The sequence below is a fragment of the Bradyrhizobium sp. UFLA05-89 genome (genome assembly GCF_059803475.1).
This window is the reverse complement of sequence record NZ_JBANBA010000010.1, coordinates 29,894-47,566: the sequence shown is the minus strand read 5'-3', so window position 1 is coordinate 47,566 and position 17,673 is coordinate 29,894. Positions and strand designations below refer to the sequence as shown.

At 60.8% G+C, this 17,673-nt stretch carries 15 protein-coding genes and 1 pseudogene; 3 read left to right on the top strand and 13 right to left on the bottom strand.

Translation table 11 applies throughout. The annotated features are described in order from the left end of the window. Nucleotides 1-454 precede the first annotated feature (454 nt). The 8 genes from SO139_RS07910 to SO139_RS07875 form a co-directional block, all read right to left on the bottom strand. Complete coding sequence (locus SO139_RS07910) at nt 455-1,519, bottom strand: IS110 family RNA-guided transposase (RefSeq protein ID WP_498539941.1); 1,065 nt, start codon at nt 1,517-1,519, stop codon at nt 455-457. A 684-nt stretch (nt 1,520-2,203) separates the two neighbouring features. Then, nucleotides 2,204-2,713, bottom strand: a complete 510-nt coding sequence (locus tag SO139_RS07905; protein ID WP_449380140.1) for a S26 family signal peptidase — start codon at nt 2,711-2,713, stop codon at nt 2,204-2,206. Further along, nucleotides 2,710-3,174, bottom strand: a complete 465-nt coding sequence (locus SO139_RS07900) for a DUF2840 domain-containing protein (RefSeq protein ID WP_449380139.1) — start codon at nt 3,172-3,174, stop codon at nt 2,710-2,712. The genes SO139_RS07905 and SO139_RS07900 overlap by 4 nt, the downstream gene beginning before the upstream one ends. 421 nt (nt 3,175-3,595) lie before the next feature. Beyond that, nucleotides 3,596-4,384 carry a replication initiator protein A gene (locus tag SO139_RS07895; RefSeq protein WP_498539874.1) on the bottom strand — a complete coding sequence of 263 codons (789 nt, stop codon included), beginning with the start codon at nt 4,382-4,384 and terminating at the stop codon, nt 3,596-3,598. Nucleotides 4,385-4,489: 105 nt separating this feature from the next. Beyond that, a complete protein-coding gene (locus SO139_RS07890) occupies nt 4,490-4,768 on the bottom strand; it encodes a helix-turn-helix transcriptional regulator (RefSeq protein WP_449380137.1) in 279 nt (92 codons plus the stop codon). A 150-nt stretch (nt 4,769-4,918) separates the two neighbouring features. Beyond that, the gene (locus tag SO139_RS07885; RefSeq protein ID WP_498539873.1) at nt 4,919-5,440 is read right to left on the bottom strand and encodes a DUF2285 domain-containing protein; all 522 of its coding nucleotides are present in this window, start codon (nt 5,438-5,440) and stop codon (nt 4,919-4,921) included. A 58-nt stretch (nt 5,441-5,498) separates the two neighbouring features. Beyond that, nucleotides 5,499-5,693 (bottom strand): transcriptional regulator domain-containing protein, encoded by a 195-nt coding sequence (locus SO139_RS07880; protein ID WP_449380135.1) that lies wholly within the window; start codon nt 5,691-5,693, stop codon nt 5,499-5,501. A gap of 144 nt (nt 5,694-5,837) precedes the next feature. Then, a complete protein-coding gene (locus SO139_RS07875) occupies nt 5,838-6,071 on the bottom strand; it encodes a DNA -binding domain-containing protein (protein ID WP_449380173.1) in 234 nt (77 codons plus the stop codon). A gap of 254 nt (nt 6,072-6,325) precedes the next feature. On the opposite strand from SO139_RS07875, the pseudogene SO139_RS07870 reads away from it, so the two are divergent. Then, a pseudogene (locus SO139_RS07870) lies at nt 6,326-6,436 on the top strand (helix-turn-helix domain-containing protein); the annotation flags it as partial. A 225-nt stretch (nt 6,437-6,661) separates the two neighbouring features. Here the strand turns inward: SO139_RS07870 and SO139_RS07865 are convergent. The 3 genes from SO139_RS07865 to SO139_RS07855 form a co-directional block, all read right to left on the bottom strand. Beyond that, a complete protein-coding gene (locus tag SO139_RS07865) occupies nt 6,662-6,976 on the bottom strand; it encodes a DUF736 domain-containing protein (protein WP_498539872.1) in 315 nt (104 codons plus the stop codon). Between the two features lie 928 nt (nt 6,977-7,904). Further along, nucleotides 7,905-8,840 carry a DUF2493 domain-containing protein gene (locus SO139_RS07860; RefSeq protein ID WP_449380172.1) on the bottom strand — a complete coding sequence of 312 codons (936 nt, stop codon included), beginning with the start codon at nt 8,838-8,840 and terminating at the stop codon, nt 7,905-7,907. Nucleotides 8,841-9,153: 313 nt separating this feature from the next. Further along, nucleotides 9,154-10,215: a DUF7146 domain-containing protein gene (locus SO139_RS07855; RefSeq protein ID WP_474799036.1), complete on the bottom strand. Its 1,062-nt coding sequence runs from the start codon at nt 10,213-10,215 to the stop codon at nt 9,154-9,156. A gap of 1,944 nt (nt 10,216-12,159) precedes the next feature. Here SO139_RS07855 and SO139_RS07850 point away from each other — a divergent pair. Beyond that, nucleotides 12,160-13,398 (top strand): hypothetical protein, encoded by a 1,239-nt coding sequence (locus SO139_RS07850; RefSeq protein ID WP_449380132.1) that lies wholly within the window; start codon nt 12,160-12,162, stop codon nt 13,396-13,398. A 60-nt stretch (nt 13,399-13,458) separates the two neighbouring features. Here SO139_RS07850 and SO139_RS07845 read toward each other — a convergent pair whose 3' ends face one another. Both SO139_RS07845 and SO139_RS07840 read right to left on the bottom strand, forming a co-directional pair. Further along, the gene (locus tag SO139_RS07845; RefSeq protein ID WP_449380131.1) at nt 13,459-14,241 is read right to left on the bottom strand and encodes an enoyl-CoA hydratase/isomerase family protein; all 783 of its coding nucleotides are present in this window, start codon (nt 14,239-14,241) and stop codon (nt 13,459-13,461) included. Nucleotides 14,242-14,379: 138 nt separating this feature from the next. Continuing rightward, complete coding sequence (locus SO139_RS07840; protein WP_498539871.1) at nt 14,380-16,470, bottom strand: molybdopterin-dependent oxidoreductase; 2,091 nt, start codon at nt 16,468-16,470, stop codon at nt 14,380-14,382. A 228-nt stretch (nt 16,471-16,698) separates the two neighbouring features. Between SO139_RS07840 and SO139_RS07835 the strand changes: the two genes are divergently transcribed. Further along, nucleotides 16,699-17,673, top strand: a complete 975-nt coding sequence (locus SO139_RS07835) for a tripartite tricarboxylate transporter substrate binding protein (protein WP_498539870.1) — start codon at nt 16,699-16,701, stop codon at nt 17,671-17,673.

The following is a 17,673-nucleotide window of genomic DNA, read 5'->3' as shown; positions in this document are numbered from 1 at the left end:
CCGCATGGCAAAAATCGCCCCTCAACCAACCACATAGGCCGGACCGACGGCTGGCCTTTTCCCTTGCCTTCCTAATCGGGCGGGCAAAGTCAACTCATTCCTACGCTTTTCTTCGACTCTTCGAACTTCAGCCATCACCGACTCCCTGCATCGACAACACACAAACGTCACCACAACCGCGTTTGCGATCGGCATTCACCAGGCGGGGTCCATGCGTTCCTTCGCGTTCAGCACTTCGGCCGTCGCATGCTCTTCATCAGGTTCGTAAACAGGGCTGTCCAAGCAGTCCGGCGTTCTCTTCCCCGAAGGGCGGCAGCAGGCAAGAGATAGCGGACATTCCCCGTTTCGCGGCCCCGCCAGGGGACGCTCACCGCGCGCGCGGATCTCTAACTTCGCTCCTCCCCAACATGCTGGGCGCAAACCCAGCGCTAATCCGTCATCATATGCACCGCGGCTACCGTGCAGGTTTCAACCGCAGCCGCTGCGTGACTTTGGCGCCAAAACCAACATGGAAATCGGTCTCGCTGACCCACATCCGGTGCAGAATGCTTGCGAGCTTCCGCGCGACCGCGGTGATCGCGCACAGCATGCTCGACCGTTTGGCGATCCGCAGACCCCAAGCCCGCAGTGCCGACCATTTCCTGACCCGCAGCAGCAGGCTTGCGGCCGCCTCGGAAAGCGCCTCGCGCACTGCTACGTCGCCCTGTTTGCTGATGCGCCCTTCGAAGTCGATGGACGTGCCGGACTGGTGCCGTTTCGGCGTCAGGCCAAAATGGGCGCCGACCGTTCGTGATCGCGCAAAGCAATGAGGGTCATCAACACCAACCTTGAATGACAGGGCCGCAACGGGACCGACGCCGGGAACCGTCATCAGACGCCGACAGACAGCATCATGCTGGACCACCTGCAGCAGCACACGATGCAGCCGATCGTAACCCTCGAGGATGGCGCGGCGCACGTCCAGCATGGCCTCGATGGTCATCACGAAGATCGGATCGCTGCGCTCGAGCAGCCCGCGGACGCGTGCTTCGTAGGCACCTCGAGCGACGGCTCCTACGAGCAGCCCATAGGCCCGCAGCGCACCACGAATGTGGTTTTCGAGGTCGATCAGTTTGCGCTTGAGCAGCTTCCGGCTGGTCAGCAGCGTACGCATCTTCTGCATGTCGATATTCTTGACATGGACGGCGTGGTACCAGCCCAGTCGCATCATCTGCGCGATGCCGCGCGCATCGTTGCGATCTGTTTTGTTGCGCATCGTCGAGAGCGAAACGCGCATATGACGCGCTTCGACGACAACGATCGGGAGCCCCGCTGGATGCAATTCGCGATACAGCCAGATGCCCAGCGATGACGCCTCGACTCCCACTCTATCGAGGCGATCCGCGTAGTTCTCTACAGCGGAGCGGATCGCCTCTGGCTCGGTGCTGACCTTGACTTCGCGGACCGTGAGACCCTCGCTGTCAACGATGCAAAGGCTGGTTTCTTCAAGACCGACGTCCAATCCAACATAGAGTTTCATCGGAGCTCTCCCTTGTGGCAACGACCTTTTAATCGTTGCACCAGGCTCCAGATTCGGCCACACGGCGGCTATCGGCGTGCACCGGTTTCTCGAAGCCCGATTTGAAGAGCCATCCCCGGTCGTCTATCCCCTGCTCCCTTCCTCCGACTTCCGAGCATACGAAAACGCACGAAAGCATCCGACAGAGTGTGATTGCGGTCATCGTGATGATCCCGAATGTGAAGACCGCACAAACAGACCTGTTGCGTGAGGCATCAACGCAGACGTGCCGAGGTTGGGTAGATCGCTGGACCGACCGATTTGGTAAGCGAACGCTGCTGAGTCCCTTCCGACGGAAGACCTCGTCGGAGACTGTACGGCGGCGACATTTTGCAATCGAGAAGGAGAGCTTCCACCCGACGAAGTCAGGGTCTTTGTCGCTTGATACCGATCTCGGCTTCGATCGTTTGAACATAGGCCAATGTCTCGTCGGGGAGCCGGCGGCCTGCTGCCAAGAGCTACTCGCATCGACTAGGCCCCGCGTTATAGGTCGCAAGAACCCTGCGGATCCAAAGCGGTCGAACTCGCCGTCACTCCGAAGCGCGGCTCCCCACAATGGGCTCCAAAGAGTTGGCCGGGATGGCGGACTGGTGCCGCGAGAGGACGCGCTGATAGGTCGCAATCGGACGAAACGTCTCGACATGCTCACTCTTCTCTGGTCCACACAGGAAGCGCTTGTCCGATGACAGTGGATGCCGAAATGAACCCGAAGTACCGACCATCGAGAGAGTCCGCCGACTGCCAATTCATGACGAAGATTTCGCCGGCGTCGATCACGCGACATCCCTGCCAGCTTGGCAATGGCCGGCCGCGGCTATCGCGCTCGCGGGCCTGCCCTAACTCAATGCTATCGACCGTGATCGTGAGTCCGCTCCTACAGACGGTTTGCCCGGGCAATGCGAGGATTCGCTTGAGCATGGGCACGCCGATCGGCAGGTAACCGTTCAAGTCGAGAAAACTCGCAAGCGGTTCCGGCGGTCGTATTGCCACAAGCTCGGTGACGGTCAGTTGCTTCAGTGGTCGCAAATGATACAGGCCGACCGGAACGCTCTCTGAGACGTTCCAGATGTAGGATGGAGGGGCCTCATTGATCGTGGAGAGCACAAGAGCCAGGGCTCCAAGAGTGAGAACGATGGTACACGTCCGGTTCGTCATGACGCTACCCTCCGGCGGTGCAGCCAAGCCTGGTGACGGGCGCGCGTGTAGGCTCTTGGCGTTTCGTTGACCGACAGGCGGTTGTGCACGTGATGCCAATAGTCGGGAGCGGCCTCAGCCGGATCGATGCCGAGCGCCTCGACGGCGTCAACGAGCTGCAGGACGCGCGCGACCTTCGGCCAGCCAGATAGTCGCAGCAGGCTCTCGCCACCGGGACTGATCCAAGGGACGGTCGAGTGGCGCCGACCTTGCTCCGCCGCGCGCAAGATATCGACGCGGGACAATACCGTGCCGAAGTCATTGGAGGTCCAACGGACGAACGCGAACATGCTGCCGGGCGCGAACGAGAGGAGGCGGCGATGACGGTCAATGATCTGTTCGCATACCGGATGGCCGAACCGGATCCGGTTCTCGATACGCTTTTCGACCCACATAAGCTCGACGGTCGTGAAGTCGTTCATGTTGCAGCTCCGTGTCGCCGAGAAGTAATGCGGTCGGACCGGCCAATTGCAGATCCATTCGATTCCTGGATGAACCGCACTAGCGTCGGAAAGCCCGGTGTCTTCTCTCCTGCTAACCGTCTGACTGCGCGTGGAAGGTGGCAGTGGCGAGAGGCGGATCGGCACGGGATCCGGCTCCAGGCGAGTAGTTCGAGTTCGCCAGTCGAGGAGCAGTTTCGCAAGGCCCGGTACCAGTTCGCGAGACCTTGTGAACCAACGCACGACGCGTTCGCTTCCGTTAGAAAGAGTCCGAAGGATTCTAAGCTAGGAAAGTTAAGAGAGCGGGAAGTCCTTGCACAGCAAGATGTCGACCGGATTTGATAGTACGAGGATCCGGTCCCCGATGGCACGAGAGTCTTGGTCCCCGATAACACGAGTTGATTCACAACTTATCCCCCTTACGGCCGTCGCGCTTACGGGAGCGTCCTACAAAGGGATCAACGAGAGCGGGCGCAAAGTTCAATCGTTCGCTGCCGCTTGGATCCCATGTGGTGACGAGTTGGTAATCCCGCAGCGTTTGACGACGGGCGATCTGGCGCAGGTCGTAAGCAAAGTATTTGAGCGGTGACAAGCTGCTAGACTTCGCGTGGAGATGCACGATATCGAAGCTCCAGCCGCCTTCCTGGCGGCCATCCTGCTTGCGCACGAGGCGATAACAATGCCACCGCTCCAACCCGCCCGTGAGATCGAAGTGCGCGCGGTCGATGGTAAGCGCGCAGGCTTCATTCAAGACACCGGTGTAGAACCAATCGGGCAGAATGAGCTCCAGCCCGCGGGGATCGCCGTGCATGTCGGCCGTTTCCTTCCATTCATTGATCCAGGCGAAGCAATACCGCCGGCGTTCCGTCGGCTGGCGGATTGACGTTACCACCACCTTGGTCGACTGCCGGTCGAGCGCAGCCTTGAGGCAGTCGCAATCGCGCACGTTGGTGCCACGGCCGACGAAAGTTAGGATCTCGTACGGCGTGGCCATCAGCCTGGAGGTCTTCAGGCCGACGTCGCGCGCTTCGACAATCTGCGAGGCGGCCCAAATCAGGACGTCCGCATCCCCAATCGTCGCCATGCCGTGTTGCGCCACCGCTTCGACACGAATCGAGACTGTTCCCACATGGAAGTTGATCGGCACGATCCGCTTGGACTTCGCCAGCAAAAAGAAAGGATAAGCCGTCAAGTCTTGAGCATCGCGTGGTGCAAGATCGCCGGGAAGAGCACGGGATAGATCGAGCGGATCGCGCTCGGAGCGCCGGGTGCGTAGAGGTTTTGCTGTCGGACATGGTCAGCGCCGCTCTTTGCCCGCATAGGGAATGGGCGCGTGCCGCTTGGCGGGCAACACACCACCAGCGCCGGGATCGCTGGTCGACGTCTTGGCGCCGCGATCAACCCAGTCCTTCAGGTCATCGAGCGCATAAACGACGCGCCCACCGAGCTTGCGATAGGTTGGGCCCGTGCCAAAGGTGCGATGCTTTTCGAGTGTGCGGCCGGACAGGCCAAGGAGTCGCGCGGCCTCGGGCGTGCGCAGGTATCGCGGCGGCAAGCCGGCATTCGGATCGGACATTTGAAGGGCTCCGTGATCATCTGGCGCGCTCCCGACTTGCAGCGCGTGTCGACGGTCATAATCGCGGAGTGGACCTGCGTAGAGGGATGCCGAAGATAGGGGTAGCGATTTTCGATACCCGGTCGCGGATAGGATAGTTCGAGGGATGAGTTACCGGTTTCGCTTTGCTCGACGTAGTAGCGCGCGATAGCCGCCGCGCATCATCGACATCCCCGTTTGAACGAGGCGTATCGTACGGTTACGCAAATCATGTGTCTTCCAGCCTCGCTCGGGAAGGCGCTGTCGCCCGAACAAGCCGGTTGCGATGTCGCGATAGCTATTTCCCGCCAACCACCCGTCCAGGGCGCGCATCGCGAGGATCGTGCGCTGACGCCGCTGGACGGAAAGTGGAAGAAGAGATGGCCCGAGCGGCCGCCGGTCGAGCGCCGACCAGAACCGAAATGCTGCCTGCGATCGAGTACCGAAATCGGAATCGAATTGCAGTTCGACAGCAATTGATGAACCGCTCGCCGGCAGTTCTTGTAGCCACAGGCGGTGATTCGTCCCTCCCAGCGGCAGGATGGCGTGCCATCCGTCCGCCGCATGACGAAGCTCACCACTTCGCAGCATCGTCAGGTTGAGATCGTACCGTCTGGAATCCGACGGCGCGACTAACGTGCGGACAGTCAGCACGGTGGAGAGAGCCTCGGGTGACCAGAAGATTGTCTGCTGATCGAACGCCTTCTGAGGATCAGCTGCGAAAAGACAGCCCCCATTGCTGTCGGAAATCGTCGGTCATCCCGCTCGATCGTTGGGCGTTGGTCAGGTCTTTATAGGCTCTTTGATATTCGCCATCTCGGCGAAGCCACTCCCAAGCGACATCCGTGGTCTCGGCCTCGTGGACCTTGTCATAGGCGGACTGTGATTTCCAATCAAAGACTGACATCGTACTCATTCCTCACTGGTAATACGAGGAATTGCAGCACAACAAATGCGACAATTTCAGGTTGCGTCGATAGGTCACCCGAATAGCCCGATTGGCCCTCACTATCGAGCGTCACCAAGAAGTCATGATTGCTTCAAACGCCATTCATTTTTCATCCTTCGGCCAACCCCTCTGCAGCAAATGACGATAGCCGTGGCGCGCAGCCCACTTCGCGCGAGCCAAGTGACTTTCGAAACTGCGGCGAGCGCGATCCGGCTGGAGAGTAGGGTCAAGGTGAAGGACAATCCGCGCAACTTCGCGCCAGTCGGCGTTGTCAGCTTCGGCGTCGAGGAGACGCATATACGTGACAGCGTGTTGCTCGTCATACGATGTTAGCATGGGCTCGCTGGGCGCCAAATCTGCAACTTTTGGATCACGCGGCGGCACAGTATGAAACTCCTATGGTCCTAGAAGCTTCGATCGAGCAAATCCTGACTGCATTCATTTTCGTACCGACACGCCCACCGGTCTACGGGTTTTGTGCATACCAGAGATGAATTATTCTTCGGTTAGCGCAGTGGCGGCGCTCCATCTCCGCAAGTGTAGGGAATACTCCGTGGAGAAATACTCATCAAGGCGCTGCCCTCCCGGTTATGAAGATCCGGGAGGTTTTGGCACAGAATGCACGGAAGCTGCGGCAGGCACGAGGCTTGTTGCAGGAAGAGTTAGCGCACCGCGCGATAATCGATCGCACCTATGTCAGCTCGATCGAAAGATGCCACTATTTGGCCGGCGTGAATGAAGATCTGTTGCGTGGAAGAGCGGGGAAACCGCTCCGCCGGCGCGGAATCGTACTTCACCCTTGCCCGCACGAGGGCGGCCCCTTTGCAATCCCTTCAAAAGGAAAGCTCCTTTCCGCTTTCTTCAAAGCGGTGGAACGAGGAAAAAAGCCCCGCCTCCGAGGAGGCGGGGCCGATGGTTCCAAGGAATCAGTCGCCGTTGCGGCGAGACCAGATCAGGGTGAAGCCCTCGTCGCCTTCGACCTTCACCAGCGAAGCGTAGATCGGGGCCAGAAAGCTCGGATCGTCGAGCTTGACGGAGAGGTATTCGCGTTCGCTGTCGCGGGCCGTCTTCTTCCAGGCGGCGCCGAACTCGGTCATACCGGCGAAGATGCGGTAATCGGGCGCCTTGTCGTTGTCCTTCTCGGACGCGGCGAATCTTGCCTTGATGTTCAGCGTCAGAGTCTTGATCAAGCCGACGTAGCCGTTGTCCGCAGCGGTGAAGGTGCCGATGATGGTAGCCATGATAGTCTCCGTTTGTTGCTCGGGCTGCGCCAATCGCAGCCTCGATGGCGATCCTTGGGCCGGGGAGCGATCGGCCCGCAGACTTCAGACCCGCAGCGCTAGCGGAGGACGGCCACAAGCCTGCTCTTTTTGTCTCCCGCGAGGAATGCCGCCTCTTCGCGGCAGGGGAAAAAAGCAGGCGCGGCCGTTGCGGGAAGGCGATCGAGGCTCTTGCCGGCCCTCGGGCCTGATCAGCCCATTCGAGGTTGCGTTGGACGCACACCGTGAACGAACCGACGGAGGCGACCATGGCTTCCGACACCGACGCATCACAAGGACTTAGGCCGGTTCGATCGGACACTTGCTGACGGCAGCGCATTAACGGCAAGGAAGATGCGCCTCGGCAAACGCCAGCGAACCACATCGCACGCGCGCGCGTTTCCCGCCTGCAGTGCTAAGGTACGAATCAGGGCAAGCTGTCGAAGCGCGCAAGAGAGAGAGAGAGAGAAAATCTGCTCGCTTACGGAGGACGAAGTTTCAAAGATTGAACAACTACACGCAGACGCGTTCGGCCAACGCCGAGAGTGACTGACGGTAGATTCAAGGCCGTCTGGCGAGGAACACTTCAATCAGCTCGGCGCTTCGACCCGAGTGGCTCCCGATCAGGCGTTGGCAAAGAAGACACTCGTCTCTAGCCTCGAAGAACTCCGATCTTAACTGCCACGAATGAGACGACATATGTCGCGAGACAAAGGTCAGTCAGAAAGATAGGGTAAGCCCAGCGACATTGAGGACAAATCTCCACCGTCACGGCGCATCTCGATGTTTAGATCAAGACGCGATGACAAAGGTGAAGTCTCGGATGAAATTGGGCTTTGATGAGCGGGCCGGCTCTATCTGGCGTTGCCCACGCGAACCGATTTTCGGCTCGAGTCGCGTAAGACGGCGCTCACGCGCCATCTTTGTGAAATTTCCAGACCGGAATACCGAGCTTCTTCGCCTTGTCGGCGAGGTTGTCCTGTATGCCGGTCCCCGGGAAGTGCATAACTCCGATCGGCATGACTGCCAGCATGGCGTCGTTGCGCTTGAATGGTGCAGCCTTGGCGTGCTTCGTCCAGTCTGGTTTGAAGGTGATCTGTGATACCCTGCGATTGTTGGCCCATTTTGCAGCGATCAATTCAGCACCTTTCGATGAACCGCCGTGGAGCAGGACCATGTCGGGATGCTTCGCGTGGACTTTGTCGAGCCGGTCCCACACGAGCGAAACGTCGTTGAAGTCAAGTCCGCCGGTGAGCGCGATCTTCGGCCCGGCCGGCACCACCACCTCGGCTTCGGAGCGACGCTTGGTGGCGAGGAAATCGCGGCTGTCGATCATCGCGGCGGTGAGCGTGCCGTGGTTGATGATTGATCCAGAGCGCGGCCGCCAGAGCGAGCCAGTGTGGACTTCGAACCATTCGGCAGCTTGGTCGCGAAAGACTTCCATGACGTTGCGGCGCTCCATGATCGTGATGCCCTCGGCGGTGAGCCGTTCTAGCTCGACGGATCGGACCTCCGAGCCATTTTGCTCACGTAGACTCTTCTGCTGCGCCTGCTCGTTTGTGTCGAGCTCGCGTTCGATGCGGTCCGCCGCACGATGGAAGAGATTAACGGCCGACCAGAGCAAGTCCTCAAGATCCGGCTCGAGGCGCGTGTCATTCAGTGTCGCGACTAGGGCATCGAAAATGTCGGCGACCGCACCGGCGATGGCCTTGCCTTCCGGAAGTGGCCTTGGATCGGGTTCATCTTGCAACGGGCGGTACCCATAGAGCTGAAGCTCGCTGAGGATGTGGTCGGTCGCAGACCGAGGGTGCGGCGCTTCGAAATCGGGGTCGTCCTGGTCGGTCATCATAGGTGAGGCCCTTTGCTGGATCGGCCGCGCCCATCGCGGCCTTCGTGGCGATCACTTGACCGCGGGCGGAAAGGACCAGAACCCGAAGTGAAAGCGCAGGGCCGAAGCGACAGCGGAGGATGGCAGAGATGCGGCTATTTTGTTTCGCGATGCAAAGGCGTGAGGCGCCGGCGGAAAATAGCCACAACCTCTGCCGTTGCAGGGCCGCACTCGCCCGCCGTCCGATCGCCCTCTGGAAGGCCCGGGGCGCGACTGTGTCCGGCCGCCGCGGCTTGAACAACCGATCGCAACGCCTCTAAGCGACCCACGTTCAACCCGTTTCAGCAGCCGTCAAGGACATGAAGCGCACGACATCCTGCGGAGCGAGTTGAGCGCGCAAGGTCTCACGAAGCTGGTCGATGCCAAAGGTGAGTAGATCTTCGTTGAAATCCCCAAGCCGGGGCGACAGCGGTATCGCCTCGATACCGGCGTCCAAAGCCCGTTTGGCCAGGGCCGCCAACGCGAAGTCGCCGGCAGCATCACGATCGCGCGCGATGTAGAGTCGGCGCAGCTGCAGCGGAAGTAGCAGGGCAGCAACATGGTTTGCGGAAAGCGCGGCAGCCGCTGGCAGCGCTGGAGTTGCCCGGCGGAGCGACAGCATGGTCTCGATGCCCTCTCCTGCCACCAGCACGTCGTCGGCCGTCCCGAATCGAACCGCGTTACCGAGAAGGTCACCCATGGCCCGTCGCGGCGTATCGATCGGCGCCTTACCCAGGCGCACAACATCGAAACCGTCGGGATCGAGCCAGGTGCGATGCACGCCGGTGATCCGACCATCAAGGTCCGTGACACCGGAGATCAATGCCGGCCAAATCTCGGTGGGCGCGTCGCTATCGGGTCGGTAGTAGCAGCGCGGGTAGAAGCGCAGCGCACGATCGTCGCGTGACGCTAAAATGCCCCGATTACGCAAATAGACCTCACCGAGAGTTCCGGCGACTGGCTGCGAGATAGCGAAGAGTCGCCGAGCCGCCTTGGGCGAACCGACTGACGCTCTGCTGCGCGCAAGTTTCGCTGAAGGCTCTGAGTCCGAGCGAGGTAAATTGAGAAACCGGCGCGCCTCGTTCGCCACGTCGCGGAAATTGAGCAGTCCACAGCTTTCGCGAATGATGTCGAGCAAGTCGCCGTGCTCGCTCGTTGCAGCATCAGTCCATTTCCCCGCTGGTCCCTTGGGCGATTCCTTCAATCGGACGAACATCGAGCGTCCCGGCGTGTTGCGGGCATCGCCAACCAGCCAATAGCGCCCTTGCCGCCGACCGTTCGAGAGATAGTAACGGCACACCGCCTCGGCCTCTCGCGCGAGGCGACGCGCCAGTTCGGAAGCGCCGCGCGACATCACGCAGCCTCCCGATGGCCGACGTACTCAATCTGGAGGCGCTCCAGCGCCAGCTTGTTAAAGGTAAAGTCACAGGCCGGAAACGAGGTGATCGTCGGGACAGCTTCCACCATTTCGGTGCTCCACGGCGGGCGGCCGAGAGCCTCTCTCTTGGCTTCCAACCCGTCGCGGAAACTCCACCTCCCCTCTCACTCTTCCTCCGAGTAGCGACGAGATGCTTCAAGCGGCCTCACGCTCCGTACCGTCACCTGCTATGTCGACGGCGGGATCTGGCAAAACGCCTATGATTTAATCCGACGCCTCACTAACTTGGCTTGCTGCGAGGACAATCGCCCGATTGTCCTCGCCGCCCCTCAAGCCATGAGGCGATGCGGTCGGTGCGCTGCATCGACGGCGCAATGCGAAGTGCGGCATGCAAGAATGAGGCCCGCAGTTTCCGCGATCAACTCCTCTAAGGCACACTTCTTGGTGGCCTGCGATGGCGGGCCAAAGAAAGCAGCCGCAGGAGCGTCAGCATAGCGCCGCCGCCAGGCGGGACGCGGGACCGACTGCAGTCTCGAGACCGGATTAATAAGGCACCCGCAGGAGGGTTAGTATAGCGCCGGCGCGGAACGCGACGAAACCCGGAACCGAGTGCCTCCGGCGAGAGACACATCCGATGCGCGGGATCGAAGCCGTCGGCCGAGACGCAGAGCGGCTCGGTTCACGAGAGCTCGTTGCGGCAAACGCCGCGCGCGCGATGACGCAGATCAAAAGTGTCTCGACGACAGCGATTACGTTCTGGCGGCGACATCCCAATCGCAACTTCGCGAATGTCTTAATACTCCAGCCGAGCCGACGAGAAGCCGAACTACCGCTGCTGTTCCTACGAGGGGTATCATTCCGACAAAGAGAAGACTTGCTGTGCACTCTAATGCAAGTTGATCAATAGGTTTGTCGGATCAAATACTGATAGTTCAGCAGAATCAGCTGTCTCTCACCAAGGGGGCAAGGATGTCGCTTCAGCGCCAAAAGTTGGCATCCGTCGTGTTGCATACACAACCCATTGCTCCGCGGGCTCCGACGCGCTTGGTTCGTCGATCGGTCTCGCTACGCATTCGGCAATTGCACTCCCATCGCCAGATCGAACTTTCCCATCGGCGTTCTAGGCGAGCGGGAGTCTGGTCCGTAAGCGCCGCCATTTTGGTAGCGCAGCTAGCGATCCGTGAGAGACACGCGTCCCAGGCTACTGGGCGCAGATACCGCGATCCTGCCACTACAAGACCCGACGCGCAGGTTGTCGCCGCCTTTGCGGCCGCAATTTTGTTGAACCCGTCAGCGCCCGAATATACCCGTGCGATCGTGATCGTTTCTGTTAGGCTACATCGTTCGTCCTATTTGCACGCCATGCCAGCCGATTGCCACACGAGCTCTCTGCTCTCCTTTTTCTCTGGCGCCTCGGCCTTCATATCGAGGTGCCGGTGACAGGGGGCGTGGAAGTATGCGCGCAAGAGGCAAGATGTTCGAGTGCAAGCTGAAACCATCCAAATCGTTACCTTGTGGGCCTGCCATAGGCCAGAAGCATCTCAAAAGACTTAAGGCGTTGATGGCCCAGCCCGGACATTTAGACCATTGACCCGTGCTCATGGCACTTCGCCCTGCCCTTCCTGCCCGTTATCCGCCCATTGGCACATGGCCTGCACTCATGCGCGCCGACATGGCCGCTGCCTATCTCGATTATCGCGATACAGGTGAACTCGCACGCGCCGTTGGTCGCGGCGAGGCACCACCTCCCACTGGCTATCGCGGAATCGGGCGCGCGCGACAGCCAATTTGGTCCAAGGCCGCCATCGATAACTTCGCGGCACCGGCGAGGACAATGAATCCAGATAGATCGCAAGATTTGGTTTCTCTCGTATGAAGCCACCCCGGTCGAAACTTCCGCGCTACTGCCGACGAAAGCTCTTGAAAAGCGATCGATGGGCTTACTTCTTTGAACCGCCGACCTGGGCCCGCCGGCAGGGCTGCAACGTCAAGGCTGAAGCGTTAGGAGAACAATATGCCGCTGCCGTTGAACGGGTTGAAAATATCCTTCTTCCCGCCTTCGACAGTTGGCGTTCACGAGGGTTGACCGACATGATTCCACCTTCTCCCGTGCCCGGCAGTTTCGATTGGCTGGTCAGCATCTTCCAAGCTCATCAGAAATGGAGAGAAATAGACGAAAAAACACAGCGCCTTTACAAGCAAGGCCTCGCACTCTTTTCCAACCACACGCTGAAGGATGGTAGCCGTGCGGGCTCGAAGCAGCTCTCTGATTTTACGAAAGGCTTCGTCGACGCAATCTACGCGAAACTGCTTGTCGTGGAACACAGGGACGCATGCGGGAACGTCGTCAAGCGCGAGCGTCGCCGCTTTGCAAATGCGGCCATGGCCTCTTGCAGGCGCGCATGGTTTGTTGGGCAGCGTGCCCAAGAAACGAAAGTGCCAGCGATCAATCCATTTTCGCGGATGGGCCTAAAGAGCCGTGCGCCTGGCCAGCCCGTCCGCCAGACACCTACGGCGGCTTGGGACGAACTTGTCGCGTTCAGGGCGGCGGCGACGAAACTGGGTTACCGCTCAGTCGGAACTGCCGCGCTGTTGACATGGGAGTGGTTGCAGCGCGAAGAACACGTCTTTGGAGCTTTCGAAATTTCGCACTACCGGCCAAAGGAGCGGCCGAACAGTGTGAAGATTGTGCATCCGAAAAATGGCGAGGAAGCCTGGTGGCCACTATTCGATGAAATGGACGAGCCTCTCTTCCCCGAACTGATGGCGGAGCTCGACGCCATCAAGGAGACCGTGGTCTCGGGGCTGGTCTTTCGGCGCGACCATGAACATCGCAGATCGCCTACACAGCTCCCTTGGATCACACAACGCAAGGACCTGCGTTATTTGCGCCGCGTCGTAAAAAGAATTGTCGCGGCAGCTGAGCTTCGGAGTGAACTCTCTTTTACCTCGTTCCGTCACGGTGGATTTACGGAAGGAGCGGACAGCGATCTCACGGATGCCGAGTTACGCGCAGCGGGTCGTCATCGATCGGCACGCCAACTGCCAACCTATGCCAAACGCACGCGCAAACAGTTGATCGCAGGCTCCAAGAAGCGCCACGAAGAGCGAGCAAGAGCAGCCCTTATCGGAATCGCCACTACCCGCGCGTCTGAATAGCAGCATCTTGGGCTATTGGGGCCTCCAAGACTCGAACCTAGGCCAGCCGATTTAAGATAGTTATTTCCCTGTCCAGGATGGCTTGCGTTTTTCGCTGAACGCTTTCAGGCCTTCCTTGGCGTCCTCGGTCATCGCGAGCAGCGCGATCTGGCTCTCGGTATAGGCGATGCTCTCATCGAACGACATCGAGGCGATGGCGCGCATGGCGTATTTGCCGCGGCGGATCGCGGTCGGTGACTTGTCGACGATACGGCTGATCAGCCAGTCGATCTTGGCGTCGAGCTCGGCCGCGGGAACGACATAGTTCAGCAGGCCCGCCGCTTGCGCAGCCCTGGCATCGAACGGCTCGCCCGTCAGCGCCCATTCGTTGACGAGCCGCGGTGGCGCGATGTTCTGCAACAGGCTGAGCACCTGCATCGGGAACACGCCCACCTTGACCTCGGGCAGGCCGAAGATGACGTGGTCGGCGGCGACCGCCATGTCGGTCATGCACAACAGGCCCATGCCGCCGGCCATGCAGACGCCACTGACGCGCGCGATCGCAGGCTTCGTCGCGTCCTGCGACAGCCGCAACAGATCGGCGTAGTCGACGTTGGGCCTGGAAAAGTCCATCGCGAAGGCGGCACCGGAATTCTGCAAGTCGGCGCCGGCACAAAACGCCTTGTCGCCCGAGCCCGTCAGCACGATGACACGGACGTCCTTGTCGTCATGCGCATCGCGATAGCCCTTGGCTATGCCGGCGATCACGTCGCCGTTGAGCGCATTGCGCTTTTCCGGACGGTTGATGGTGATCCAGAACGCCTGCCCGCGCTTCTCGGTGATGACGCTGCTCGTATCGGTCATGGCGCGCTCGCTTGTTTGGACTTGCTTGCAAGCCATTTGCGGCAGGTCGGACGGCAGGCGCAAGCGCAATCTACCGACATGTCGCTGCTTAGCGCCTCGACACAACTTTGCACCGCGATGGTGGCAGGAACTCGCGCCTCAGGCGGGCACGGCCTTCTTCAGCCAGACCTTGTTGTCGTGGAACGGCGCGCCACCGATCGGCGCGATCGTGTCCGCACCGGTCAGAACGTTGATGCCGCGGCCGCCGACGTGGTTTTTGTTCGGATGGACGGACTCCGCGATCAGCACGCCGCGCTGCACACCGGCGAACAGCGTCGCAATGAGCGTCGTCTCGCCGCGGGTGTTGCCGAGCGTCACGGCATCGCCCTCGGCAATGTCGAGCGCGGCAGCATCCCGGGGATGGACCATCACGCTCGGCTTGCCCTCGCGGGCCTGCGAGGACGGCGTCTCGTTGAAGGTCGTGTTGAGAAAGCTGCGCGAGGGGCTCGTCGCAAGACGGAACGGATGGTTCTGATCGGCCTCTTCGATCACGGCCCAATGATCCGGCAGCGGCGGCATCTTGTCGAAATCGCCCATCATCAGACCGAACGGCGGATGCGCCCAGTCGGCCTTGAAGTGGAATTTCTTGTCGGCGTGCGCAAAACCATCAAGAAAGTGCGAGGTGCGGAAATCCGGCTGGAGATCGCGCCAGATATCCGCCTCGAGCGCCTTGATATCGCCGTGGCCGCTCAACTTCAGCGTCGCGTCGATCAGTTCGCGCGGCGACATCTCGAAACCCTGGTGGTTGGCGCCAAGACGTGGCGCCAGCGCCTGCAACACCTCGTGGTTGGACCGGCACTCGCCGGGCGGGTCGATCAGCTTGGGACCGACCGAGATATGCTGGTGGCCGCCGCCGTAATAGAGGTCGTCGTGCTCCATGAACATGGTCGCCGGCAGCACGATGTCGGCCATCTGCGCCGTCTCGGTCATGAACTGCTCGTGTACCGCCACGAACAGATCCTCACGTGCAAAACCCTGGGCTACCCGCACCTGCTCCGGCGCGACCGTCACCGGGTTGGTGTTCTGGATCAACATCGCCTTGACCGGACCCTTGCCGTGCAGGGCCTCGGCATCACCGGTCAGGATGCGGCCGATCTGGGACTGGTCGAGCGCGCGTGTCGAGGGATCGATCGCCTCGTGGCCTTCGATGATGGATTCGTCGAAGTGCCACAGCGCGTAATTGTTGAAGAAGGCGCCACCGCCTTCATACTGCCAGGCGCCGGTCACCGCGGGGATGCAGGCCGCGGCATGCATCTGGGCCGCGCCGTTGCGGCTACGGCTGAAGCCATAGCCGAGGCGGAAGAACGTCCGCTTGGTCTCACCGACCGCCTTCGCAAAGGCCTCGATCTCGGCGACCGGAACGCCGCAGATTGCGGACGCCCACTCCGGCGTGCGCGTCTTCAGATGCGCTTCGAGCTCACCGGGACAATCGGTATACTTGTCCATATAGGCGCGGTCGGCATAGCCATCTCGGAACAAGACATGCATCACGCCGCAGGCGAACGCGCCATCGGTGCCGGGACGCAGGATGATCTTGATGTCAGCCTGCTTGACCGTGTCGTTGTTGTAGATATCGACGGCGGCGATCTTCGCGCCACGCTCCTTGCGGGCACGGGAGGCGTGCGTCATCACATTGACCTGGGTGTTGACGGGGTTGGTGCCCCAGATCACCACGAGGTCGGAGACACCCATCTCGCGCGGATCGACGCCGGCGATCTTGCCGGCGCCCACCGCAAAGCCGACGCGCGCAACGTTGGCGCAGATCGTCGAATAGAAGCGCGAGTATTTCTTCACATGCGTGAGGCGGTTGAGACCGTCGCGCATCACCAGCCCCATGGTGCCGGCGTAGTAATAGGGCCAGACCGCCTCGGCGCCGAATTCGCGCTCGACCGCGTTGAAGCGATGCCCGATCTCGTCCAGCGCCTCGTCCCAGGAGATCCGTGCAAACTGGCCCGAGCCCTTCGGCCCGGTGCGGCGCATCGGATACATCAGCCGCTCGCGGTGATGGATGCGCTCGGCATAACGCGCGACCTTGGCGCAGACGACGCCCGCCGTATAGGTCTGCTGTTTCGAGCCGCGGACGCGACCGATGCTCCGGCCCCCGATGACCTCGACGTCGAGCGCGCAGGCCGACGGGCAGTCGTGCGGACAGGTGGAGTGTCGGATCGCGATCTTGGCGTGCTGGTTCATGGGCAACTTCGTAACATCAAACTACCGGCCAGCCGAGCGCATTTATCCGGGATTGCCCATGCAAATAGCAGGGGCCGACCCGGCCTGTTCCGGGGCCGCGGCCACACCGGAAACCGCGCAATATTCCCGGCCAGGATTCCCGGCCAAGTCGACTTTGTGAGGCGTCGACATGCGGCTTGGCCTGTCGCTACAGTGCGCGCCAACAAGAACGACGTCAGGGAGGCGGGCATGACGAGCCCAAGATTGGTGCTGGCATTGGCCGCCGGGCTGCTCGCCCTGTTCTCTGCGCCCCGCGGTTTCGCGCAGGACTATCCGGCACATGCGGTCCGGATCATCGTCCCCTTCGGCGCCGGAGGCCCCGCGGATGTTGCAGCGCGGCTTATCGGGAACGTGCTGCAGGAACGTTTTGGCCAGCCCTTCGTGATCGAGAACCGGACGGGCGCCGGCGGCGTCATCGGCACATCGGAGGTCGCGAAATCGCCGGCCGACGGCTACACGCTCTTGATGATGTCCAACACCCAGACCGCGAACGAATCGCTGCTGACGCCTGCGCAGCGCAAATACGATCTGATGCGCGACCTCGTGCCGATCGCGCCGGTTAACTATTCCGATCTCGTCATCGTCGTTCATCCGAAGGTCGAGGCGAAGTCGCTCCAGGAATTCATTGCGCTCGCAAAATCGCAGCCGGGCAAGCTGAACTACGCGTCATCGGGCCAGGGCACGCCCTATCACATGGCCGGAGAGTTGTTCAAAGCAATGGCAGGGATCGACGTCGTGCACGTCCCTTATCGCAACAGCGGCGAGGCGCGCAGCGGCGTGATCGGCGGACAGGTGCAGATGATGATCGACGCTGTCCCCGCGATGGCGCCCAACGTGACCGAGAACCAGGTGCGTGCGCTCGCGACCACCGGCAAGCAGCGCTCCGCAGTGCTGCCGAACGTTCCGACCGCCGGCGAAGCCGGCGTGCCCGGCTATGAGGCAACCATCTGGCTCGGCCTGATGGCACCGGCGGGTACGCCGAAACCGGTCATCGACAAGCTCAACATCGCTGTAACTGCACTGGTGAAGCGGCCCGATATCGTCAAGCTATGGACCGAACAGGGAGCGATACCGATGGCGATGACGCCGGACGAATTCGAAAAGTTCCTGCGCGGCGACATCGTGAAATGGGCAGACGTCGTCAAGAAGTTCGACAAGTCCTGA

Coding starts and splice junctions, on each gene's coding strand:
- SO139_RS07910 (WP_498539941.1), bottom strand. CDS start 1,519: ATGAAACTCTATGTTGGATTGGACGTCGGTCTTGAAGAAACCAGCCTT.
- SO139_RS07905 (WP_449380140.1), bottom strand. CDS start 2,713: ATGACGAACCGGACGTGTACCATCGTTCTCACTCTTGGAGCCCTGGCT.
- SO139_RS07900 (WP_449380139.1), bottom strand. CDS start 3,174: ATGAACGACTTCACGACCGTCGAGCTTATGTGGGTCGAAAAGCGTATC.
- SO139_RS07890 (WP_449380137.1), bottom strand. CDS start 4,768: ATGTCCGATCCGAATGCCGGCTTGCCGCCGCGATACCTGCGCACGCCC.
- SO139_RS07880 (WP_449380135.1), bottom strand. CDS start 5,693: ATGTCAGTCTTTGATTGGAAATCACAGTCCGCCTATGACAAGGTCCAC.
- SO139_RS07875 (WP_449380173.1), bottom strand. CDS start 6,071: ATGCTAACATCGTATGACGAGCAACACGCTGTCACGTATATGCGTCTC.
- SO139_RS07865 (WP_498539872.1), bottom strand. CDS start 6,976: ATGGCTACCATCATCGGCACCTTCACCGCTGCGGACAACGGCTACGTC.
- SO139_RS07860 (WP_449380172.1), bottom strand. CDS start 8,840: ATGACCGACCAGGACGACCCCGATTTCGAAGCGCCGCACCCTCGGTCT.
- SO139_RS07855 (WP_474799036.1), bottom strand. CDS start 10,215: ATGTCGCGCGGCGCTTCCGAACTGGCGCGTCGCCTCGCGCGAGAGGCC.
- SO139_RS07845 (WP_449380131.1), bottom strand. CDS start 14,241: ATGACCGATACGAGCAGCGTCATCACCGAGAAGCGCGGGCAGGCGTTC.
- SO139_RS07840 (WP_498539871.1), bottom strand. CDS start 16,470: ATGAACCAGCACGCCAAGATCGCGATCCGACACTCCACCTGTCCGCAC.
- SO139_RS07835 (WP_498539870.1), top strand. CDS start 16,699: ATGACGAGCCCAAGATTGGTGCTGGCATTGGCCGCCGGGCTGCTCGCC.